Here is a 21,099-nt window from a genome sequence, read left to right as displayed (position 1 = left end):
CGCCCACCGTGGTGCCGAGCACCGCCAGCAGGACGCCCTGCTGGATGCCGAGCAGCAGCCCGGCCGCCGCGTTCAGCGCCGTCGAGCGGGCCCGCAGCGGCGGCGGCCCCGGCTTCCTCACCTGCCGCACCTACCGCTACGAGGGCCACCACACCATGGAGCGCCGGATGAAGCTGCGCTACCGCTCCGCCGAGGAGGTCGGGGCCTGGCGCGCACGCGACCCGCTCCCGCGGGCCGCCGCCCTGCTCGACCCGGCGACCGTCGCCGGGCTGGACCACGCGGTGGCCGAACAGCTCGCCGCCGCCGAGGAGTTCGCGCTCGCCTCGGACCACCCGGACCCGGCCGGCGCGCTGGACCACCTGTACGCCGACGGACTGCGGCCCCGGGCGGGGGTGTCGCCGTGACCAGGCTCTCGTACACCAAGGCGCTCAACCGGGCGCTGGCCGACGAACTCGCCGCCGACCCGGCGGTCTGCGTCTTCGGCGAGGACATCGGCGCCGGACTGGCCGGGCCGACCCTCGGGCTGCTGGACCGCTTCGGGCCGGGGCGGATCGTCGACACCCCGTTGTCCGAGCAGGCCTTCACCTCGATGGCGATCGGCGCCGCACTGGCCGGCCGGCGTCCGGTGCTGGAGTTCCAGATCCCGTCCCTGCTGTTCCTGGTCTTCGAGCAACTCGTCAACCAGGCCCACAAGTTCTCGCTGATGACCGGTGGCCAGGCCGCCGTCCCGCTGACCTGCCTGGTGCCCGGCTCCGGCTCCCGGGACGGCTGGGCCGGGCAGCACTCCGACCACCCGTACAGCCTGTTCGCGCACGCCGGGGTGAAGACCGTGGTGCCCGCCACCCCGACCGACGCCTACGGGCTGCTGCGCTCGGCGATCCGCGACCCGGACCCGGTCGTGGTGTTCGCGCCCGCCGCCGCGATGCCGGTGCGCGAGACCGTCACCTGGGACCTCGTCCCCGTTCCGCTCGGCCGCGCCCGGATCCACCGGCCGGGCACCGACGTCACCGTGGTCGCCCTCGGGCACCTGGTGCACGACGCCCTCGCGGTGGCCGAGGAGCTGGCGCCGGACCTCTCGGTGGAGGTCCTCGACCCGCGCACGGTGCACCCCTTCGACTGGCGGGCGCTCGCCGACTCGCTGGAGCGCACCGGCCGCCTGGTGGTGCTGGACGACTCCAACCGCAGCTGCGGCTTCGGCGCCGAGGTGCTGGCCACCGCCGCCGAGGAGATGCGCCTGGTCGCCCCGCCCCGCCGGATCACCCGCCCGGACGGCGCCGTCCTGCCCTTCGCCCCCGCCCTCGACCGCGCCGTCCAGCCCGGCCGCGAGCAGCTGCGGCACGCGCTGGACCTCGTGATGAAGCACCGCTGACCGCACCGACCGCACCGATCCCCCGCAGGCCCCGATGTTCCAACGACCCGACCGAGGAGTCGCCTTGTCCACGAACCGCTACCACTGGGACCGCTCGCACCCCGGGCTGACCAGCCTCCAGCAGGCCATCGACCCGCTGCGCCGCGAGGTGGTCGAGCACTCGGTGTACCGCGCGCTCACCGGCATCGAGCGCGTCCGCACCTTCCTCGGCAGCCACGTCTTCGCCGTCTGGGACTTCATGTCGCTGCTCAAGAGCCTCCAGCGCGACCTCACCTGCGTGGACGTGCCGTGGGTCCCGAACGGCCCGACCGCCAGCCGCCGGCTGATCAACGAGATCGTGCTGGTCGAGGAGAGCGACGAGCTCGGCGAGGGCTACACCAGCCACTTCGAGCTGTACCTGGAGGGCATGCGGCAGGCCGGCGCCGACCCGCGCCCGATCGAGGGCTTCCTGACCCTGCTGGGCTCCGGCACCGCCGTGCCGGACGCCCTGAAGCGCGCCGAAGTGCCGCAGGCCGCCCTGGACTTCACCTCCACGACCTGGTCGATCGTGGAGAACGCGCCGGTGCACGGCCGGGCCGCCGCCTTCGCCTTCGGCCGCGAGGACCTGATCCCGGACATGTTCGCCCAGGTCGTCCGGATCGACGACCCGGAGGGCTCGCTCACCGTCTTCAAGGACTACCTGGCCCGCCACATCGAGGTGGACGGCGAGCAGCACACCCCGATGGCGATGCAGATGCTGATCGACCTGTGCGGCGACGACCAGGCCAAGTGGGACTCCTGCGCCGAGACGGTCCGCACCGCGCTGCGCGCCCGGCTCCAGCTGTGGACCGCGATCGAGCACTCCTTCTGACACTCGCGAGGAGACGGCTGGCATCCGCGACGGACGGCCTCTCCCGTGCTCCGGCGGTGGCGGGGCCTACGGCACCCGCTGCCGCCGGGGCGGTTCAGACCACCTTGGGCAGGACGGCCGCCGAGGCCGGCGGCCGGTCCCCGGCCCGCCGGAAGCGGTGCAGCGCCGCCCGGCCCTCCGCCCCGCGCACCCGGGCGGCGAGCCGGGCCGGCAGCACCACGGTGGCCAGCCGGCCCTCGCCGCGGAATCCCTCCACCGTCCAACTGACCCAGGGAATCGGATAGTTGGCGGCCGGACTGAAGAACACCGGGTGTCGCCCCTGGAAGCTCACCGCATAGGCGCCGAAGCCGCTCCAGTTGGAGAAGCTGAACCGGCGCGCGCCCGGGTCGAAGCCCAGCGGCACGCAGTCGCGCAGCCGCGAGCGGCCGAGGGCGGCCAGGAACCACAGGTTGGCGCGGAGGTTGAGGTGCGTGGTCGGGAACTCCTCGACCGCCGTGCGCAGCGCGCCGGCCAGCAGCGCCGGACCGTCCTCGGGCCGGTGCGGCAGGTGGACCTCGCTCAGCAGGTTGCCCACCAGCACGGGCGGCAGGCCCAGCCAGCGGCGCGCGTTGACCGGTACGGTCAGCATCCGCTCGGCGGCGTCCCCGTCCAACTCCCGCAGGGTGCTGAGGAGATGGGCGCAGAGCACGTCCCCGGTGGAGAGCCGACGACCGGCCGCCACACCGAACTCCTCCCGCATCCGGCCCAGTTCGGCGTCGGTGAAGGCGATCTGGACGATCCGGTTGGCGCGCGGGGCGACCGCCACCTCCCGGGCCAGCAGCTCCGCCTCCGCCGCCGATGGCACCCGGAAGCCGGGCCGTCCGCAGTCCTCGGCGGGGAGCACCTCGGCCAGCAACTCGTCCTGGTCGTCAACGAGTTCGGCATCCGGCAGCGGCTCGCCCTCGACCGCTGCGGACCAGATCCGCAGCAGCAGCATGAAGCTGTGCAGGTCGCCGACCGCATGGTGCCAGGAGCAGCCGAGCACCGTCCCGCCGTCGGCCGTGCGGGTGAGGCGCACGGTGAGCAGCGGGACGCCGCCGTCGCGCGCGGCGGGGGCGTCCAGCGGGGCGACCAGGTCGGAGCCGGGCGCCGTCACCCGGCCCATCGCCTCGGCGAGCGTGCCCTCGACGGTGTACACCTCGAACGGCACCCCGGTGTCGCCACAGACCGCCTCCAGGACGCCCTCGACGGTGCGCAGCCGCCCGGCGAAGACCGGTACCCGCTCCAGCGCGCGGGCCAGGCCGGCGGCGAGCCGCTCCTCGTCCAGCGGGTGCTCGAAGCAGAGCACGACCGAGACGGCGAGGTCGGCGAGCATGGTGTCCATCAGTCCGCAGCGCAGCACCCGGCCGGTGGCGCGCCCGGCCCGGACGGTCCGGGATCGTCGCAACTGCGGCCAGACGCTCATGGGTTCCGTTCCGAAGCACTCGACGACCTCCGGCGCCGCGCGGTCCGCGGGCACGCCGAACGATAGTGGCGCGCGGAGCCAGTGGTCCAGTCCAATCCCGCACTCCAGTTGGGCTTCCCGGCCCGCCGCTCCGGCAGCGGCGGCGATAGAATGCCGAGCATGGGAGAGCGCCCCGGCGCACCCACCGCGCCGCCCCTCGTGCTGGTCACCGACACCGACTCGCAGCTGATCGACCCGGCCCGGGCCTACCACCTCGGCCGCGACCCGACCAGCGAGATCGTCCTGGACGACCCCCGGGTCTCCTGGCACCACGCGATCCTGCGTGCCGACGACGGCCACTGGCGGCTGGAGGACGTCGGCAGCACCAACGGCACCTACGACCACGGGCTACGGGTCAGCAGCGAGGACGTCGGCCCGGGCACCCGGCTGTGCTTCGGCGATCCGGCCGCCGGCCCCTGGGTGACCTTCACCGACCCGGCCGCCCCGCCGCCGGGACCGGCCCCGGACCCGGCCCCGGACCCGGTGCTCGCGGTGCGGGACCGGCCGTCCCTGGTCGCCCCGCGGCTCTCCGGCACCTTCCGCAGCCCGAGCGCCGTCCTGCGGCTGCCGGGGCACACCGTACGGATCGGCCGCGCGTCCGACAACGACCTGGTCCTGGACGACCTGGTGGTCTCCCGGCACCACGCCGAACTGCGCGAACTGCCCGGCGGCGACTACGAGATCGTCGACCTGGACAGCCACAACGGCACCTACCTCAACGGCCGCCCGGTCCGCCGGGCCCCGGTCGGCCCGTCCGACATCGTCGGCATCGGCCACTCCGCGCTCTGCCTGGCCGACGGCCGGCTGGTCGAGTACACCGACACCGGCGAGATCTCCCTGGACGTCCGCCACCTGGTGGTCCGGGTCGGCCCCGACCACCGGGTGCTGCTGGACGACGTCGGCTTCCCGCTCGCCGAGAAGGCGCTGCTCGCGGTGGCCGGCCCCAGCGGCGCGGGCAAGTCCACCCTGCTCAACGCGCTCACCGGGCTGCGCCCCGCCGACCAGGGCACGGTGCTGTACGACGGCCGCGACCTCTACCGCGACTACGCCGAGCTGCGCCGCCGGATCGGCCTGGTGCCGCAGGACGACATCCTGCACACCCAGCTCACCGTCCGCCGCGCCCTGTCCTACGCGGCCGAACTGCGCTTCCCCGGCGACACCGACCCGCACGAGCGGGAGGCCCGGGTCCGCGAGGTGATCCACGAGCTGGGCCTGGACGCCCGGGCCGACCAGGTCATCGCCAGCCTCTCCGGCGGCCAGCGCAAACGGGTCAGCGTCGCGCTGGAGCTGCTCACCAAACCGTCGCTGCTCTTCCTCGACGAACCGACCTCCGGCCTGGACCCGGGCATGGAGCGCTCGGTGATGCGGATGCTGCGCGGGCTGGCCGACGACGGCCGCACGGTGGTCGTGGTGACGCACAGCGTGCTCAGCCTGAACGTCTGCGACCGCCTGCTGGTGCTCGCCCCGGGCGGACGGACGGCGTACTACGGGCCGCCCGGCGAGGCACTGGAGTTCTTCGGCTTCGAGGAGTGGCCGGAGGCCTTCGAGGCCTTCGAGAACGAGGACCACGCGGCCTGGCAGCAGCGGTTCCGGGAATCGCCGCAGTACGCGCGCTACGCCGCGACCGAGGACGGGGCAGCGGCGCAACCGTACGTCACTCAGCGGGAGCCGGCCGCACCCGCGATCGGCCGGGAGAAGCCGCAGGGCTGGTTCTCCCAGCTGGGCACCCTGGTGCGCCGGTACACCGCGGTGCTCGCCGCCGACCGGCTCTTCCTCACCATCATGGTGGTGCTGCCCTTCGTGATCGGCCTGATGTGCCGGGCGATGGCCGGCACCCGGCTCTCCCCCGACAACGCGGTGAACTGCCTGCTCACGCTCTGCATCGGCGGGCTGCTCACCGGCGCCGCCAACTCGGTGCGCGAGCTGGTCAAGGAGCGCGCGATCTACCGGCGGGAGCGGGTGGTCGGGCTGTCCAGATCGGCCTACCTGGTCTCCAAGGTGGTGGTGCTGGGCACGGTCACGGTGGCCCAGGCCGTCGTGCTGACCGTGGTCGGCCTGGCCGGGGTCGACCTGTCCTTCGCGGTGCCGACCGGGGTGGTGATGCCGCAACTGCCCGAGCTGATCATCGCGGTCGCGCTGCTCGCCTTCTCGGCGATGATGCTCGGCCTGGTGGTCTCGGCGCTGGTGGACAAGGAGGAGGCCACCATGCCGCTGCTGGTGCTCCTCTCGGTGGTGCAGATCGTCTTCAGCGGCCTGATGCTCAAGCTGCACGGCGTCCCGGGGCTGGAGCAGTTCGCCTGGCTGATCCCGTCCCGCTGGGGCCTGTCGGCGATGGCGCGCACCGTCGAGCTGCACGGCATCTTCCCGAACGCGATCACCGCCGACCCGATGTTCCGCCACCAGCGCTCCGGCTGGCTGCTGAGCATGGCGCTGCTGCCCGCGCTCTCGCTGCTGTACGGCCTGGTGGTGCTGGGCCTGCTGCGGCGGCACGAGCCGAGCGTCATGCGGCGGTGACGGGCTGCCCTTTGCGTCCGCTCTGCCCCGCCCCCTCCTGCCCCTCCCCGGCGCGGCCGCCCTTCCCCGGCTCTCGCCGCCCCGCCGCCGGTAGAGTGGGAAGCGACCTGTGGTGCGAGTCGTGCCGCGCGCGGCGGGGATCGCGCGGCGGAGGAAATGTAGCCGCCCATGGACGAGTTCGCCTTCCGCCCCACCCACGTCGCCCCACCGGACGGGCTGGCCTCCTGGGCGACGCCGGACCCGGCCCGGCCCTCCGGCCGGCTCGACCCGCTGCTGCCGCTGCAGCTGCTCGACCGCCGGGGCGACTGGGCCCGGATCCTCTGCTCCAACGGCTGGACCGCCTGGGTGGACGGCCGGCTGCTGGTCGCCCTGCCGCAGCCGCCGCCCGCCGCCGGGGGCGCGCCCGCACGGACCGCCGACCCGCGCCCGGCGCTCGCCGAGGCCGGGAGCGCACTCGCCCGCTACCGCGCCCTGCTGGAGGACCTCGCCACCGGCGCCCTCGACCTGGAGGGCTTCCGGGAGCGCACCCGCGGCCTGCGGATCGGCCTGGTGGTGGACGGCGAGGCGGTCTGGCTGTTCGATCCGGTGCACGACCGCTGGTGCTACGGCGACGGGCTCCAGCTCCAGACGTACGCGGCCACCGACCGCCCGGTGCCGCCGGCCTCGCCCCGGCCCGGCCTCCCGCCCGTGCACAGCCCGTCCGCCCCCACCCGGACCGGTGAGCCGTGACCTCCGCCGAGCACCCGTTCCCGGAGCGGCCGTCCGTCGCGCAGCCGTCCGCCGAGGACGCCGCCTCCCCCGAACGGTCCAACGCCGAACGGTCCGACGCCGAACCACCCGGCGCCGAGCGGCCCGGCCCCGAACGTCCCGGTCCCGAGCGGCCGTCCACCGAGCGGGACGCCCCCGGCCTGCCCGCCGGGCTGGTCGGGCGGCAGGTCGCCGGCTACCGGCTGGAGCAGGAGATCGGGCGCGGCGGGATGGCGGTGGTCTACCGGGCCAAGGACCTGCGGCTCGGCCGGACCGTCGCGGTCAAGCTGCTCGCCCCCGAGCTGGCCCGCAACGAGGTGTTCCGGCAGCGCTTCATGCACGAGTCGGAGGCCGCCGCCGCGATCGACCACCCGCACATCATCCCGGTGTTCGAGGCGGGTGAGCAGGACGGCATCCTGTTCCTCGCGATGCGCTACGTCGAGGGCGGCGACCTGCGCACCCTGATGAACCGCTCCGGCCCCCTCCCGGTGGGGCGGGCCGTCCGCCTCGCCCTCCAGATCGCCTCGGCGCTGGACGCCGCGCACGACCACGACCTGGTGCACCGGGACGTCAAGCCGGGCAACGTGCTGGTCGCCGCCGGGACGGACAGCGAGCACCCCGAGCACCTGTACCTGGCGGACTTCGGCCTGACCAAGAAGTCCCTCTCGCTCAGCGGCCTGACCAGCGTCGGCCAGATCGTCGGCACGCTCGACTACGCGGCGCCCGAGCAGATCTCCGGCAAGCCGCTGGACGGGCGCTGCGACCAGTACGGCCTCGGCTGCGTGGTGTTCGAGATGCTCGCCGGTGCCCCGCCGTTCCGCCGGGAGAGCGACCTCGCGCTGCTCTGGGCGCACCTCAACGAGCCGCCGCCCGCGCTGCGCGAGCACCGGGCCGACCTGTCGGCCGCCGTCGAGGCGGTGGTCGCCCGGGCGCTGGCCAAGACCCCCGGGGAGCGGTACCCGAGCTGCCTGGGGTTCGTCGCCGAGCTGCGCGCGGCGAGCACCGCCGACACGCCGGAACCGTGGCGCGCGGACGGGCCGCCCACCCGGGTCGTCCCGGCACTCGCCGCCGACCTTCCCGCGGTGCCGCGGCCGCCCGGCTGGGCCGCGCCGGTCGTCCACCCGCCGCCGTACCCGCCCGGAGGGAGCCGTCCGCCGTGAACGCCGTGAGCCAGGTCTTCGCCGTGGTCGCGGCGGCGGTGCACCTGATCGTCTGGCCGCTGGAGAGCTTCCTGTACGGGCATCCACGGGTGCGCCGGCTGCTGACCGGCAGCACGGCGGACGCCCCGGAGGTCCGGCTGTGGCGCGTCAACGTGGGCTTCTACAACCTGTTCCTGGCGCTCGGCCTGGTCACCGGCCTGGTCCTGCTGCACACCGGGCACCCGGGGGCCGGACGGGCGGTGGTGCTCTACATCGCCGCGTTCATGGTCGCGGGCGGGGCCACCCTGGCCGTCTCGGCACCGAGGCTCTGGCGCGGCGCACTCGGTCAGGCCGTCCCGGCGGCCGTCATCCTTCTGGCCGAGGCTTTCTGACGCCGCATCATGCTTCTCGCCACCCTCCGGGGGAGGCTACGATCCGCCTACCCCACGACGGTCGCGGGGCTGGGGGTGGCAGACAGCAGTGGTCAGGTTCCCGATCACCGACCGGTACCTCGTCGGCCTCGGCTGCCGGGTGAGCGTCGAAGCCGGGCTCACCGTGACGAGGGTCGACTGGAGCGTCGCACACCTGCCGGAGGGCGGCTCGGCCCGGCCCACCGACGGGGACCGGGAGATCGCCCTCATCTGCCCGCGCTGCCGACGGTCGTTCTCGGTCCATGTGGAGACCGCCACCAAGGCCCGGGTCAAACGGCTGGTCCAGCGGGTGGTGGGCTGGCTGATGGTGCTCTCGCTGCTGGCCACGATCCCCCTGCTGGTCCAGCTGGGCGGCCGGACCGTCGAGGAGGGCGACGACCAGGCGGTCGACAACATCGGGCTGCTCCTCGGCCTGGCGGCCGCGGGTCTGGTCGTCGGCCCGTCGCTGCTGTTCAGCGCGGGCATGCACGACGGCGTCAAGAGGCTCCGGCTCGTCCGGGCCGACGGCCGGAGGACCAGGTGGGTACGGGGCCACCGGCTGTTCTGAGCCTTCTCTCCACCCCCGCACCCGTCACCGCGTGCCCGGCGGCACCTCGCCGCGGTGCCGCACCCGGGTGGCGAGCAGGGCGCCGAGCGCGCCGGTCAGCAGCCCCCAGCCCGCCGCGAGCGGCACCGCCGTCCAGAGCACCGGGCGCAGGGTGAGGCTGCCGCTGCCCAGCCCGGCCAGCGGGTTGTCGCCGCCGAGCACGGCTCCCAGCAGGTCACCCAGGCCGCCCTGGCCGAGGCCGACGCCGAGCACGGAGAGCCCGTAGTCGGCGTCCACCCGGGTCCACAGGCCCACCAGCAGCACGGTGACGGCGGTGGCGAGCGCGAACCGGACGGCGTGCTGCCGGAGCCGGACGCTGCGCGGGGAACGGCGGGCCGCCAGGAAGGCGGCCGCGAGCAGCAGGACGGCGGCCAGCGGCAGCAGCCACCAGCTGCGCGCGTCCTGCTCCGCGAGGGTGCCGAGGTCGACGGTCGCCTGCCCGCCCTCGGGGGCGCGCAGCGCGGCACTGAGAGCTTCGGGAACGGGCAGGCCGAGCCCGCCGACCAGCCGTCCGTGCCACTCGGCGCCGAGCCCGACGCCGAAGGCCAGCCACACCAGGTCGGGCAGGGCGAGCAGGACCACGGCCAGGGTCTGCCGGGCGTTGCCGTGCACGACCGCGGTCAGAACCCCGGCCACCGCACCGATCACCAGGTACGCCAGCAGGACTGTCCAGAGCGCGAACGCGGCCGGCCGGACGGCGAGTTGGTAGCGGACCAGGGCGGGCGGCAGCGGGGCGCGCCGGGACACCGCGAAGGTGAGCGCGAGCACCAGCAGCAGCCAGGCCAATCCGATGCCGACCGTGGACGGGCCGTCCGCGTGGAAGCCGACCTCCGGGGTGAGCCCGAGCGCGCCGCTGAGCGACTGCGCCAGGTCGCCGCCGAGCGGGACGACGAAGGTGTGCCGGGCACCGAGGGTGAGCAGCACCAGGGCCAGCAGCCAGAGCAGCACCGTCCGGCCGATCCGCCCGAGCAGTTCCCCGCCGCCCGCGACCGCGCGGAAGCGCAGCTGACGCAGGAACACCTCGGCCATCGCGACTGCGCCGACCACCGAGACGCTCAGCGGCATCGCACCGATCCCGGCCCCGACGGCCGCGAAGTCCCCTGCGCCGCCGTCGAGTTCGACGCTGCCGCCGACGGCGAGCGCGAGCGTCGCGGCGAGCACGGCGGGGAAGCCGCCGTCCGGGAGGTCGTCGGCGCCGGCCAGCCAGAGGCCGAGCGCGGCCACCGCCGCCATGGCGACCAGCCCGGCCAGCACGACGGCGAGCGCGTCCAGCCAGCCGCGTACGGCGCCGGGCGGGCCCGCGGCCCGGGTGGTGGGCTGCTGCATGCCGCCTCCTCGTCGCTCGCGGGGGTGCTCGGGGGTCCGGCCGGTGTTCCGCCCGGTCTCGGCGGGTTCCGGTCGGTTCCGGTGGGTTCCGGTGGGTTCCAGGGTGGCCGACGGGCGGTGGGCACGCTCGGCGACGTCCGGGGCACCTGCTGTTGCGGCGATCGGGGCAGCGGGGGAGAAAGGGAAGCCAGTGGCAGGAGCTTCCCGGGTCGGCCGTGGTCGGCCGACCGCCTGCGAAACGGAGCCTCGATGACCTCCCAACCGCCTCCGTCCGGCCCGGCCGGCGAGCCCCCGCACGGTCCGCCGTCCGGTCCCCCCTCCGGTCCGCTGGCCGGTCCGCCGTCCGGCGGCGGTGCGGCCGGACCGACGTCCACGCCCCCGCCGCCCTCGGGACCGTCCGGGGCCTCCGGCGCTTCCGGCGCTTCCGGGGCCTCGGCGGGCGGCGGTGCGAGCGGACCGGGCGGGCCGTCCGGCCCGGGTGGCGCCGGTGGACCCGGTGGACCCGAGGGCGGCGGGCCCGGGCGTGGCGCGCACACCCCGTGGTGGCGCTCCCGGAAGGGGCTGGCCCTGGCGGCGGGCACGGTGGCGGTGGCCGTGGTGGCCACCGTGCTGATCACCAACAACCAGGGCGGCCGCGACTCGACCGTGCCGACCGCGAACGAGGTCGCCCTGCAGGCCCCGGCCGATCCCGGGCCGGACCCGTTCACCCCGTCGGTGGAGACCCAGGGGGTGAGCGCCCCCGCACCCGCCCCCGTCACCCCGACGGCCCAGCAGCCGGGCGGCGCCTCGTCCAAGAGCAGTTCGCCGGCGGCGCTCCACAGCGTCGAGGGCGGCTCGGCCGGGCTGTACGCCGGGACGATGAGCAAGCCGAGCTGCGACACCGAGCGCCTGATCGGGATGGTCTCGACCGGGGACGCCGGGCGCGCCTGGGCCTCGGCGGCCGGGATCGCCCAGGCCGACATCCCCGGCTACCTGCGCTCGCTGACCTCCGCCTACCTGCGGGTGGACACCCGGGTGACCAACCACAACTACAAGAGCGGAGCGGTGGTCGAGTACCAGTCCGCGCTCCAGGCGGGCACCGCCGTCCTGGTGGACGCCAAGGGCGTGCCCCGGGTGCGCTGCTCCTGCGGCAACCCGCTGAAGCCGCCGACGCTGGTGAGCAACGCCAAGTACACCGGAAAGGCCTGGACGGGCTTCCACCCGACCATGCTGGTCGTGGTGGTACCGGCGCCGCAGCCGGTGACCGAGATCATCCTGGTGAACGTCCAGACCGGCGGGTGGTTCGCCCGGCTCACCGGGCGGATCGAGGTCGTGGACCGGAACTCCGAACCGCCGAAGGGACCGCTGGCGCCCGGCATCCCGGCGCCGGGCCCGTGGAAGCCGTCCACGCCCTCGGGTTCGCTGACGAGCCCCGGCACCACCACCTCGGGAGCCACCACCTCGGGGGCGACGTCCTCCGGGGCAACGTCCTCGGGCGCCACCACCTCCGGGGCGACGAGCTCCGGCGCCACCTCGTCCGGACCGAGCTCCTCGGGCGCGACGAGCTCCGGCGCCACCTCCTCCACCAGCTCTGGCCAGCCGTCGAGTTCGACCGCGACGACGGGCACCTCGTCCGCCTCCACCGGCGCCTCGACCAGCAGCTCGACGGCTCCCCAGTCCCCGACCGGCACCACCACGAGCGCCGCGACGGCGACCGGTACCGGCACGACCAGCGCGGGCACGACGACCACGGGTGCGACGGCCACCGGCACCACCACCGGCACGGGTACGACCACCGCCACCGTGCCGAACACCCCGACGGCGACCTGCGCGAGCACCGCCCCGTCCACCCTGCCGCCCTGCCCGACCACAGGGGCCGCCACGCTGAGCTGACGCGACGCGCCCTCGCCCCGTCCTCGCTGCCACCGGCCGCCGCCCCCCGGCCGGTGGCAGCGGCACGTCTCAGGGCAGCAGCACCCTCGCGTCCTCGGGCCCGAGCACCCGGCCGTCCGCCGAGCGCACCTCGACCGGGGCGACGGGCGCGCCGGACTCGCGGTCCACCAGGCGCGCCCTGGGCTCGCCCTCCTCGAAGAACCACTGGTCGCCCCACTGCCGCAGCGCCGTGATCACCGGGAACAGCGCGCGGCCCTTCTCGGTGAGCACGTACTCCTGGTACGGGCTGCCGTCGGCGGCCGGCGCGAGGTCGAACACGCCGTTGGCGACCAGGTTGGCCAGGCGGGACGACAGGATGTTCTTGGCCAGGCCGAGGTTCTTCTGGAACTGCCCGAAGCGGCGCAGCCCGTCGAAGGCGTCACGGACGATCAGCAGCGTCCACCCGTCGCCGACCACATCGAGCGGACGGGCGACCGGGCAGGCCGATTCCTCGTGCGTGGTGCGTTTCGGCACTTCTCCCACCTCTCAGCTCGCGGCTCTCAGCTCTCACCGGTCGGCGCCCAGCGTACCGATCAAGGCGCGGTTGCTTATTGAAACCAGAATATGCCACAGTGCGGTGGTGGCACTTTGAAACCACTCCTGGAACCCGCCGTGCCCATCGAGGGAGTCCCGCGCCCATGACTTCTCCCGCCCGCACCACCACGTCCGGCACAGCCGACACCACCGGCACGGCCGACCCGGCCGCCGCCGAGCCGGGCACCGCAGACCCGGACGGATCCCTGCCGCGCGGCCTGTCACCCGCCGTCGCCTGGCTGCTCTCCGTCGCCTGCGGCCTCGCCGTCGCCAACGTCTACTACTCGCAGCCGCTGCTCGACCTGATCGCCCGGGACTACGGCATCGACCCGGCGACCATCGGCCTGGTCGGCACCCTCACCCAGACGGGCTACGCCCTGGGCCTGCTGCTGCTCGTACCGCTCGGCGACCACGTCAACCGCCGCACCCTGGTCACCGCCCAGCTCGGGCTGTCCGTCCTCGCCCTCCTCGCCGTCGCACTCGCTCCCTCCGCTCCGCTGCTGCTCGCCGCGATGGCCGCCGTCGGCGTCCTCGCGGTCGTCGCCCAGGTGGTCGTCGCCTACTCCGCCCAACTCGCCGCCCCGGGCGACCAGGGCCGGGTGGTCGGCACCGTGACCAGCGGCATCGTGGTCGGCATCCTGCTCGCCCGCACCGTCGCCGGAACCATCGGCGACCTGGCCGGCTGGCGCGCCGTCTACGTCGCCTCCGCCGTCGCGACCGCCGCCATGGCCCTCGCCATCGCGGCCGCCGTCCCGTCCGAGCGGCACCGGGCGGCCGAGCGGATCGGCTACCTCCGCCTGGTCGGCTCGGTGTTCGCGCTCTTCGCCCAGGAGCGGGTGCTCCGGGTCCGCGCCGTCCTCGCGCTGCTCAGCTTCACCTCCATCACCGTGCTGCTCACCCCGATGGTCCTGCCGCTCGCCGCACCTCCCTTCAACCTCAGCCACACCCAGATCGGACTCTTCGGCCTCGCCGGTGCCGCCGGAGCACTCGGCGCCGGGTACGCCGGCCGCCAGGCCGACCGCGGCCGGGCCGAACGCACCGCCGGAATCGGCCTGCTGGCCATGCTGGCCGGCTGGCTGCCGGCCGCACTGCTGCCGCACTCGGTCTGGTGGCTGGTGCTCGCCATGGTGGTGATCGACTACGGCCTGCAGTCCGTCCACGTCGCCAACCAGCACCTCCTCTACCAAGTCCGCCCCGAGGCGCAGAGCCGCCTGACCGCCGGCTACATGCTGCTCTACTCCGCCGGGTGCGGCGCGGGCGCGATCCTGTCCACCGTCGTCTACGACCACGGCGGCTGGACGGCCGTCTGCCTGCTCGGCGCCGCCACCAGCCTCGCCGCACTCGGCTACTGGTGGACGGCGGCCCGTCGGTGACGGCCACTCAACTCCTGGTCACTCAACTTCCGGTCACTCAACTCCCAGCCACTGGCGCGTCCGCGGGCGACGCCGCGGCCAGGACCTCCCGCAGCACCCGTATGCCCTCGCGCCAGGCCGGACCGTCCTCCGTCTCGTCCCACAGCTCCGCGAGCTCCGACTCTCCCGCCACCACCTGGTCGAGCGCCGCCACCGCGAGCGGGCGCAGTTCGGCGGCGAGCGGCGGTATCGGCTCCTTCGGGCCGTAGGCGCTGGTCACCGCCGCCCCGCCCGGGCACTGCGCCGCCACCAGCGCGGCGGCGGCGACCGCCTCGACCGCCTCGTCGGAGTCCAGGAACTCCTCCGACCCGGCGGCGCACAGCAGCGCCGACCGGAGCAGCGCCTCGCGCTCGCCCGGCGCCGCGTCGTCCAGCGTGCCGCCGAAGTCCGCCGCCGAGTCATTGTCGAAATGTCCGATGTCCCAGGTGCCCATGCCGATCCCCTCACGCCGTACGTGTTCGTGTGCGACAGATGCTTGCACACCCCACTGACAATCCACCGGGCCGCCGGAAATTCGCTGGTCAGCGCGGCAATGATGGGGCAGAGTGCGGCCATGACCACCACTCAGGGGCTGGACCGGGACGGGTACATCGCCCGGGAGGGCTCGCTCGACCTCGTGCCGCCGGCGTTCGCGCCGGTGATCGCCGCCGCCCGCGATCGGATCACCGCGGCCTTCACCTCCGACCGGCTGCACAGCGCCTACCTCTACGGCAGCATCCCGCGCGGCACCGCGACCCCCGGCGTCTCCGACCTCGACCTGCTGCTCGCCCTGCACCACGGGCCCACGGCCACGGACCGGGCGGCGGCCAAGGCCCTCGAAGCCTCGCTCGACGCCGACTTCCCCCAGGTGGACGGCGTCGGCGTGCTGCTCTTCAGCACCCGCACGCTGCTCAGCGAACTGGAGCGCCACGACCTCGGCTGGTTCGTCGCCTGCCTCTGCACCCCGCTGCTCGGCGAGGACCTCGCCACCCGGCTCCCCCGCTACCGCCCCACCTCGCTGCTCGCCCGGGAGACCAACGGCGACCTCGCCCTGGCCCTCCCCCACTGGCGCGACCGCCTGGCCACCGCCGACTCGGACGCCGAACTGCGCGCCCTCGCCCGCACCGTCTCCCGCCGCCTCGTCCGCACCGCCTTCACCCTGGTCATGCCCCGCTGGGGCGGCTGGACCAGCGACCTCACCACCTCCGCCGAGGCCTTCGCCACCTACTACCCGGAGCGCGCCGCCCACCTGCGCCTCGCCGCCGCCACCGCCCGCACCCCCACCACCGACCGCACCACCCTCGCCGTCCTCATCAACGACCTCGCCCCCTGGCTCGCCACCGAATACACCACCGTCCACGGCACCAAGGCGCCCCGCCCATGACACCACCACTCGTCCACGAGGTCTTCCCGACCCTGGCCATCGAGCTAATCACCCTCCTGGGACAGGAGGGCGAACCCGAACTGGCCGCCACCGTCCGCAGCCTCCCCCTGGTCGCCGAGTGCAACTGCGGCGACGACTTCTGCCAGAGCTTCCGAACAGCCCCGCACCCGGCCGGTCAGCCCTACGGCCCCGGCCACCGGTGCGTCACGCTCTCACCGGCCGACGGCACGCTCGTCCTGGACGTGGTGGACGACCGGATCATGTACGTCGAGATCCTCGACCGCGCACCACTCCACGACACCCGCCCCGCCCCAAGCTGACGCCCCACCACCGCGCGAACCTCAAACAGCGGAGCCATCCCCGCGCGTGCGGGGCCGACGCCGAGCGGCTCGGCAAGGCGGCCGGGAAGCTGGAACCATCCCCGCGCGTGCGGGGCCGACCGCCATATCTAGATAGATATTCCCGGCAAGACCGAACCATCCCCGCGCGTGCGGGGCCGACACTTCGTGACCTGCGAGTTTAGCGGCGGGAGCGGGCCGAGGGAATCAGTCCGTCGAAGTCGACGGGCTTCCAGCGGTCCTTGCCGGCCGTACGGACGGTCCGGCCTTGTTCGTTGGTGGCGGGTTCGACGACAGCGGCTTGGCCGTCGCCGTCACTGGCACGGCACTCGGTAGTGGATGCTGCCGTTGAGCCGTCCGACGCGGAAGGCGGCGTCGTAGCACCAGCGGCCGGCCTGTTCGCGGTCGGTGAGTTCGGGGAGTCGGCGCAGCAGTTGCAGCCAGGAGCGGGCGGTTGCCGCGGGAGTGACGGCCGGCAGGCCGTGGGGGCGGAAGTCGCGCATCAGGTGGGCGTTGCCGTAGCCGTAGGCCTGTCTGACGAGCGGCCCGAGGTGTTCGCGTTGGTGGTACCGCATCACCGCGTCGGGCGCGTAGGCGAGGGTGTCGTCGGCGTCGCAGAAGACGAGCACATCGCCTCGGGCGGCGGTGGCGCCGGCGTTCCGGGCATGGTTGATGCCGGCGCGGGTCGGGGCCGCGACGACCCGGAGGTCCGGCAGCCGGTCGGCCCACCGCAGGGCGGTGGCCACCGTGTCGTCGCTGGACCGGTTGTCGACGACGACCTCCCAGGGGCCGGGGTTAGGGGCTGTCTCCTTGGTGGGGGCCGGTGCGGCGGTTAATGGGTTGCGGGGTTCCCCGGCGGGGGTGTCGGATCTCGGGCATGACAGTTGTGCTGGGGACGCCGACCGTGGGCGGGGTGCGCGAGGCCATGGGCGCGCTGCGGGAATGGCAGTGCGACGGAGCGCCAATGCAGCTGCATGCGGGGGACATCGGCTGGAACCATCGCTTGGGGACGCCCGAGACGGCCGCGGTGGTGCGGACCTGGAGCCGGGGCGGACGGATTCTCGCGGTCGGGATGCAGGACACCCCGACGCTGCTGCGGATGACAGTCGCCCCCGACGCCTTCCAGGACGAGGACCTGGCGCGGCGGCTGGTCGCGGACGTCTCGCTGCCCGAGCGCGGTGTGCTGCCGGAGGGGGAGGTGGCCATCGAGGCGCCGATGGGCCTGCTGCTGCACGACCTGCTGACCGAGGAGGGCTGGGGCGTCGACGAGCCGTGGACGCCGCTCTTCCGCGACCTCACGGAGCCGGTGGAAGATCCCGGCGGGCGGATCGAGACGATCGGCCCCGAGCGGGCACAGGACTTCGCCGAGGTCCTGCGGTCGGCGTTCGGCACCTCGCGGCCCACGCGCGAGTACTGGCACCGGATGGCAGCGGGACCGTTCTACGACGACGCCCGCTGCCTGGGCGCCTACGACGAGCGGGGCGAGCCGGTGGCGGTGGTCACGGTCTGGTCGGCCGGCCCGGGGAGGCCGGGGCTGGTCGAGCCGATGGGCGTCCACGCGGACCACCGCGGCCGCGGGTACGGCCGGGCGATCACCCTCGCCGGGGCGGCCGCGCTACGGGAGGCGGGCTCGTCGAGCGTCCGGGTGTGCACCCCGAGTTCCAACGTCGGTGGCGTCGCCACCTACAAGGCGGCCGGGTTCGGGGCGAGGCCGGAGGTTCGCGACCGGATCCGCACGGCCTGAGGCGGTTGCCGCCGCCGGCCGGTACGTGGCCGGTGGCGGCACCCGCCAGGGGTAGGAGAGGAGAGCGGTGCGGTGGGTCAGGGCCCAGGTGCGTTCGGCCTCGAACGCCGCACGGGAGCCGTCGACGTGCGGCCCGACCGGGTACTCCAGGCCGCACGCTTACGTTCCGTCGGCGGGTTCGGACCCATCGGCGATCAGTGAGGGTCCGACGGCCTACCTGCGGACCCAGATCAGGATGGCCGCGAGGTGAGGCGCGGCCTGGTAGGCGACGGCGAGCTCGTCGCATCGCATCGCCAGCCTCCTGCCCGCCCGCGGGCCCGGCCGCCAGCCGGCCCCTGCAGGCCACCTGGTCCACGTACGTGCACGCAGTCGAGTCCATGTCGCCGCGTCTCTGGCAGGAACAGGCCGGATGCGAGCAGGAGCCCGATCCACGGGCGCTGGAGGCCCTCGCCGCCGACCTCGGCGAGGCCGAGCAGCGCGCGGTCGCGCTCGTCCGCGAAGCGCACGGCCACCTGCTCGCCGCCGCGGCCGGCGCCACCGGCACCAGCGGCACCACCGGCACGGCGCTGCCGTCGCTGCCGCTGCCGCTGCCGCTGCCGGACAACGAGCCCTTCGTGGGCTGCGGCGAGGTCGTCTCAGCCCAGCTGCGCACGCTCACCGACCCACCCGACACCTTCACCGAGCACTGCATCGAACTGCTCGGCAGCGCACGGTTCGTGGCCGGCTGCCGGGTGCTCTACCTCGGCTCGCTGCTCCGGGTGGCACTGCGGATGCGCCCGCTGACGGAGGTCTCGGCCGACGAGACCCTCACCCCCGTACGGACCTCGGACACGGCCGACCACTGGCAGCACCGGCTGCAACGGCTGCAACGGCAGGTCGACGACATCCGCCTGGAGAGCGAGGAGGGTGCGGAGGCGCTGCAACCAGTGCTCGGCCGTCCTGGCCCGCAACTACCCCGTCGGCCGCGAGGCGGTGTTCCGTCTCCGCTTCCCGGTCGTCCGGAGCAACATCGACGACTCCAGCCGCTACGTTCGCGAATCCGGCCTCGCCTTCGAACCCGAACTGGGGCGGTTGGCCCTCAATGCCTCCGGTGTACTGCCGTTGCTGGTCCGGCCGCTGTACGGCCACCGGCCGGAGGTCGGAGTTCGCGAGCTGCTGCAGAACGCCCTCGACGCGGTCTGGGCGCGCCAGGCGATCCAGGCGGGACGCGCCGGGGCCGACGCCGAGCCGGTCGACCACCGGATCGTCATCGCCATCACCCTCCGGTCCGGTCCGGGGATCCCTCTGCTGGACGACGGGAACGCCCCGCCCGAGGACTGGGACCGGTGGATGGAGGTGCGCGACACCGGCGTCGGCATGACCGCCGAGGTCGTCCGCCAGAACTTCCTCACCGTGGGCGGCACCTGGGATCCCACCGCGGACCCCGCCGTGGCGGCGCCGCGGGACCGCCCGCGCCGACTGCGGATCGGACGCTTCGGGGTCGGCGTGATGGCCGCGTTCCTCCTCGGTTCGGAGATCCAGGTGGTCACCCGGCACATGGCCGCCGCCGAGGACGAGGGCGTCTGCTTCCGCTTCGTCGAACACGACGACACGACGGAGATCTACCGGTGCCGGGCGCCCGTCGGCACCACCGTGCGGATCCGCCTGGACCAGCGGACCGCCGAGAAGCTGCTGGAAGACCCGGACGCCTGGGACTGGTTCCGGAACACCGACCCACCGGTCGTGCGCGGAGTGGTCCGGAACGGCGAGTTCCTGCCGATCGCGAGCCAGCTCACCCGGCTCACCCCGGGCTCGCACTGGCGCAGGCTCCGGCTCCCGCCCTACGGGGTGGTCTCCTGGACACCGTCGCCGGAATCCTTCAAGTCCCACATCTTCCTGAACGGCGCGCGCGTCGTCTCGCTGCAACGGAACTTCGACAAGAACGTGATGGAGCCGGACGAGCAGCTCAAACAGCCCGTCATCGACATCGCGGACCAGAACTCCGCCACCGCGATCCGGCTGACCCGTGACGGCTTCGTCTCCTACCCGGACGATGTCTTCCAGGCCGTCCGCCGCGATGCCGTCGCCGACCACCTCGCCCGGCCGGCGCTGGTCGCGGCGCAGGGGCGTGACGCACATATCCCGTGGGAGTCGCGGCTCTGGGAGGAGGAGCAGTACCACTGGGGGCAGGGGGACGGGGTGGTCAGGGCAGCGCCGTTCGTGGTCGGCGAGAGCGGCGTGGTCCCACTGCACCCGGTCCTGCTGCACAGGGCCGGAATCACCGAGGTCGACCTCCTGCTCCTCCGGGGCGGTCTGACCGGAGCCGGCGACGCTCCGGAGTCGGGAGGGGACCTCCGCACCACCCCGACCGACCTCATGAAGGTGCTGCCGCCACGTCCCGGCAGGGCGGTCGGGCTGCTCAAGGTGGACATGTTCGGAGGCTTCGGGTACCACCCGTTCGCTGCCGGGGCGTCGGATGCCTTCCGCTACGCCTCCGCAGCCCTCAACGCCTCGACCAGCGTCCAGATCAGCACCCGAAATGGCGTGCGTTCAGCGGGTGACGGCGGCGGGCACGGTGTCCGCGCACCCGCGCCGCGGGACGCCGTCACGGCTCGTGCCGGCCACGGGCCGGGCCGGGCCACGGACGGGGTGCCGCGGGACCCAGCGGACCGCGATGTCCGACCCCCTGCCTACGCTGGGTCCGAATCGACGATCAAGGGGGCAGGACCGTGCGGATCGAACGTCACCAGGTGGACGGGGAGCGGCTGGCGCAGGCCGGCGAGGACTTCGTGAACCGGATCGGGAGGCAGGTCCACTCCTACTCCCGCGCCGGCCTGATGACCACGACCGAGTGGCAGCTGATCGCCGACTCCTTCCTCGACTACCTCGGAGCCCTCTCCACCACCCGGCCCGACCTGGACTCTGCGGAGGCCAAGGCCGTCCTCAAGGACGCCGCCGAGGCCGCCGCCGGCGCCGTCTCCTTCGCCGCCTACTACCCCCACGACCGCTTCAGCGTCTTCCTCGACTACCCGAACTTCGGGATGGGCTACGACCCCGAGTACGGGCAGGACCGCGACCCCCGCCACCGGGTCACCGCCCGGGAGTGGCTCGACGCCTTCTGCCTGGCGATCGTCGCCGACAAGGTCTCCGCCCACGGCGAAGCCTTCAGCTGGGCACGGCAGTTGATGCCCGACGAGCCGGTCACCCCCGACCTCGAACTCGTCGACGGCTTCGTCGCCCACTTCTTCGAGGAGGCCGGTGTCGTGGGGGGGGGCGGGCTCCCCCCCGCCACCCCCCCACCCCAGCCCCGGCGGCGCGCGCGGCGGGCCCGGACCCCCGGGGGCCGCGACGCCCACGCCGCCCCCCACCGCCC

At 74.3% G+C, this 21,099-nt stretch carries 19 protein-coding genes and 2 pseudogenes; 15 read left to right on the top strand and 6 right to left on the bottom strand.

Translation table 11 applies throughout. The annotated features are described in order from the left end of the window. Positions 1–44 precede the first annotated feature (44 nt). From ABZW03_RS16930 to ABZW03_RS16920, 3 genes are all read left to right on the top strand, one after another. Positions 45–404, top strand: coding sequence for a thiamine pyrophosphate-dependent enzyme (locus ABZW03_RS16930; RefSeq protein WP_355258056.1), 360 nt, complete (start codon positions 45–47; stop codon positions 402–404). Then, complete coding sequence (locus ABZW03_RS16925) at positions 401–1,369, top strand: transketolase C-terminal domain-containing protein (RefSeq protein WP_355258050.1); 969 nt, start codon at positions 401–403, stop codon at positions 1,367–1,369. The genes ABZW03_RS16930 and ABZW03_RS16925 overlap by 4 nt, the downstream gene beginning before the upstream one ends. Before the next feature lie 64 nt (positions 1,370–1,433). Next, on the top strand, positions 1,434–2,219 hold the full coding sequence (locus ABZW03_RS16920; RefSeq protein ID WP_355258047.1) for a DUF3050 domain-containing protein: 786 nt from the start codon (positions 1,434–1,436) through the stop codon (positions 2,217–2,219). A 94-nt stretch (positions 2,220–2,313) separates the two neighbouring features. Here ABZW03_RS16920 and ABZW03_RS16915 read toward each other — a convergent pair whose 3' ends face one another. Next, entirely contained in the window at positions 2,314–3,663 is a 1,350-nt protein-coding gene (locus ABZW03_RS16915; RefSeq protein WP_355258044.1) for an acyltransferase, read from the bottom strand. 159 nt (positions 3,664–3,822) lie between these two features. Here ABZW03_RS16915 and ABZW03_RS16910 point away from each other — a divergent pair, with 159 nt between their 5' ends. From ABZW03_RS16910 to ABZW03_RS16890, 5 genes are all read left to right on the top strand, one after another. After that, on the top strand, positions 3,823–6,216 hold the full coding sequence (locus ABZW03_RS16910; protein WP_355258041.1) for an FHA domain-containing protein: 2,394 nt from the start codon (positions 3,823–3,825) through the stop codon (positions 6,214–6,216). Between the two features lie 168 nt (positions 6,217–6,384). Continuing rightward, positions 6,385–6,945, top strand: a complete 561-nt coding sequence (locus ABZW03_RS16905) for a hypothetical protein (protein ID WP_355258038.1) — start codon at positions 6,385–6,387, stop codon at positions 6,943–6,945. 179 nt (positions 6,946–7,124) lie between these two features. Further along, positions 7,125–8,123 carry a serine/threonine-protein kinase gene (locus ABZW03_RS16900; RefSeq protein WP_355258053.1) on the top strand — a complete coding sequence of 333 codons (999 nt, stop codon included), beginning with the start codon at positions 7,125–7,127 and terminating at the stop codon, positions 8,121–8,123. Then, positions 8,120–8,494 carry a DUF1304 domain-containing protein gene (locus ABZW03_RS16895; RefSeq protein ID WP_355258035.1) on the top strand — a complete coding sequence of 125 codons (375 nt, stop codon included), beginning with the start codon at positions 8,120–8,122 and terminating at the stop codon, positions 8,492–8,494. Before ABZW03_RS16900 ends, ABZW03_RS16895 begins: the two co-directional genes overlap by 4 nt. An 88-nt stretch (positions 8,495–8,582) precedes the next feature. Beyond that, a complete protein-coding gene (locus ABZW03_RS16890; RefSeq protein ID WP_355258033.1) occupies positions 8,583–9,080 on the top strand; it encodes a hypothetical protein in 498 nt (165 codons plus the stop codon). Positions 9,081–9,104: 24 nt separating this feature from the next. On the opposite strand, the gene ABZW03_RS16885 is transcribed toward ABZW03_RS16890, so the two are convergent. After that, entirely contained in the window at positions 9,105–10,445 is a 1,341-nt protein-coding gene (locus tag ABZW03_RS16885) for a streptophobe family protein (RefSeq protein ID WP_355258030.1), read from the bottom strand. Between the two features lie 594 nt (positions 10,446–11,039). Between ABZW03_RS16885 and ABZW03_RS16880 the strand changes: the two genes are divergently transcribed. Then, positions 11,040–12,317: a DUF6777 domain-containing protein gene (locus ABZW03_RS16880; RefSeq protein WP_355258027.1), complete on the top strand. Its 1,278-nt coding sequence runs from the start codon at positions 11,040–11,042 to the stop codon at positions 12,315–12,317. A gap of 69 nt (positions 12,318–12,386) precedes the next feature. Here the strand turns inward: ABZW03_RS16880 and ABZW03_RS16875 are convergent, their stop codons facing one another. After that, complete coding sequence (locus ABZW03_RS16875) at positions 12,387–12,830, bottom strand: helix-turn-helix domain-containing protein (RefSeq protein ID WP_355258024.1); 444 nt, start codon at positions 12,828–12,830, stop codon at positions 12,387–12,389. 164 nt (positions 12,831–12,994) lie between these two features. On the opposite strand from ABZW03_RS16875, the gene ABZW03_RS16870 reads away from it, so the two are divergent. Beyond that, a complete protein-coding gene (locus ABZW03_RS16870; RefSeq protein ID WP_355258021.1) occupies positions 12,995–14,263 on the top strand; it encodes an MFS transporter in 1,269 nt (422 codons plus the stop codon). Positions 14,264–14,300: 37 nt separating this feature from the next. Here ABZW03_RS16870 and ABZW03_RS16865 read toward each other — a convergent pair whose 3' ends face one another. Then, the gene (locus tag ABZW03_RS16865; protein ID WP_355258018.1) at positions 14,301–14,735 is read right to left on the bottom strand and encodes a DUF4259 domain-containing protein; all 435 of its coding nucleotides are present in this window, start codon (positions 14,733–14,735) and stop codon (positions 14,301–14,303) included. Between the two features lie 120 nt (positions 14,736–14,855). On the opposite strand from ABZW03_RS16865, the gene ABZW03_RS16860 reads away from it, so the two are divergent. Then, complete coding sequence (locus tag ABZW03_RS16860) at positions 14,856–15,665, top strand: nucleotidyltransferase domain-containing protein (RefSeq protein ID WP_355258015.1); 810 nt, start codon at positions 14,856–14,858, stop codon at positions 15,663–15,665. Next, entirely contained in the window at positions 15,662–15,985 is a 324-nt protein-coding gene (locus tag ABZW03_RS16855; protein WP_355258012.1) for a hypothetical protein, read from the top strand. Before ABZW03_RS16860 ends, ABZW03_RS16855 begins: the two co-directional genes overlap by 4 nt. A gap of 199 nt (positions 15,986–16,184) precedes the next feature. Here ABZW03_RS16855 and ABZW03_RS16850 read toward each other — a convergent pair. Beyond that, positions 16,185–16,316, bottom strand: a pseudogene (locus ABZW03_RS16850) (type I-E CRISPR-associated endoribonuclease Cas2); the annotation flags it as partial. Position 16,317: 1 nt separating this feature from the next. Next, complete coding sequence (locus tag ABZW03_RS16845; RefSeq protein WP_355258009.1) at positions 16,318–16,968, bottom strand: glycosyltransferase family A protein; 651 nt, start codon at positions 16,966–16,968, stop codon at positions 16,318–16,320. Here ABZW03_RS16845 and ABZW03_RS16840 point away from each other — a divergent pair. The 3 genes and pseudogenes from ABZW03_RS16840 to ABZW03_RS16830 all read left to right on the top strand — a co-directional run. Further along, the gene (locus tag ABZW03_RS16840; protein WP_355258006.1) at positions 16,881–17,747 is read left to right on the top strand and encodes a GNAT family N-acetyltransferase; all 867 of its coding nucleotides are present in this window, start codon (positions 16,881–16,883) and stop codon (positions 17,745–17,747) included. The two genes, ABZW03_RS16845 and ABZW03_RS16840, sit on opposite strands and share 88 nt — an antisense overlap. A 906-nt stretch (positions 17,748–18,653) precedes the next feature. Then, complete coding sequence (locus ABZW03_RS16835; RefSeq protein ID WP_355258003.1) at positions 18,654–20,519, top strand: hypothetical protein; 1,866 nt, start codon at positions 18,654–18,656, stop codon at positions 20,517–20,519. After that, positions 20,456–21,099 (top strand): annotated as a pseudogene (locus ABZW03_RS16830) (hypothetical protein); the annotation flags it as partial. The gene ABZW03_RS16835 and the pseudogene ABZW03_RS16830, both read left to right, overlap by 64 nt.

Origin of the sequence: Kitasatospora sp. NPDC004799 (assembly GCF_040609095.1) — a bacterium.
In the GTDB taxonomy this organism is placed as follows: Bacteria; Actinomycetota; Actinomycetes; order Streptomycetales; family Streptomycetaceae; genus Kitasatospora.
Note: the sequence above shows the minus strand (reverse complement) of the source record. Positions and strands in the feature narration are given on the sequence as shown.

What these genes read in the sequence shown, in the direction of transcription:
- ABZW03_RS16930 (WP_355258056.1), top strand. Translation starts at nt 45, where the DNA reads ATGCCGAGCAGCAGCCCGGCCGCCGCGTTCAGCGCCGTCGAGCGGGCC.
- ABZW03_RS16915 (WP_355258044.1), bottom strand. Translation starts at nt 3,663, where the DNA reads ATGAGCGTCTGGCCGCAGTTGCGACGATCCCGGACCGTCCGGGCCGGG.
- ABZW03_RS16910 (WP_355258041.1), top strand. Translation starts at nt 3,823, where the DNA reads ATGGGAGAGCGCCCCGGCGCACCCACCGCGCCGCCCCTCGTGCTGGTC.
- ABZW03_RS16905 (WP_355258038.1), top strand. Translation starts at nt 6,385, where the DNA reads ATGGACGAGTTCGCCTTCCGCCCCACCCACGTCGCCCCACCGGACGGG.
- ABZW03_RS16885 (WP_355258030.1), bottom strand. Translation starts at nt 10,445, where the DNA reads ATGCAGCAGCCCACCACCCGGGCCGCGGGCCCGCCCGGCGCCGTACGC.
- ABZW03_RS16870 (WP_355258021.1), top strand. Translation starts at nt 12,995, where the DNA reads ATGACTTCTCCCGCCCGCACCACCACGTCCGGCACAGCCGACACCACC.
- ABZW03_RS16865 (WP_355258018.1), bottom strand. Translation starts at nt 14,735, where the DNA reads ATGGGCACCTGGGACATCGGACATTTCGACAATGACTCGGCGGCGGAC.
- ABZW03_RS16860 (WP_355258015.1), top strand. Translation starts at nt 14,856, where the DNA reads ATGACCACCACTCAGGGGCTGGACCGGGACGGGTACATCGCCCGGGAG.
- ABZW03_RS16855 (WP_355258012.1), top strand. Translation starts at nt 15,662, where the DNA reads ATGACACCACCACTCGTCCACGAGGTCTTCCCGACCCTGGCCATCGAG.
- ABZW03_RS16840 (WP_355258006.1), top strand. Translation starts at nt 16,881, where the DNA reads ATGACAGTTGTGCTGGGGACGCCGACCGTGGGCGGGGTGCGCGAGGCC.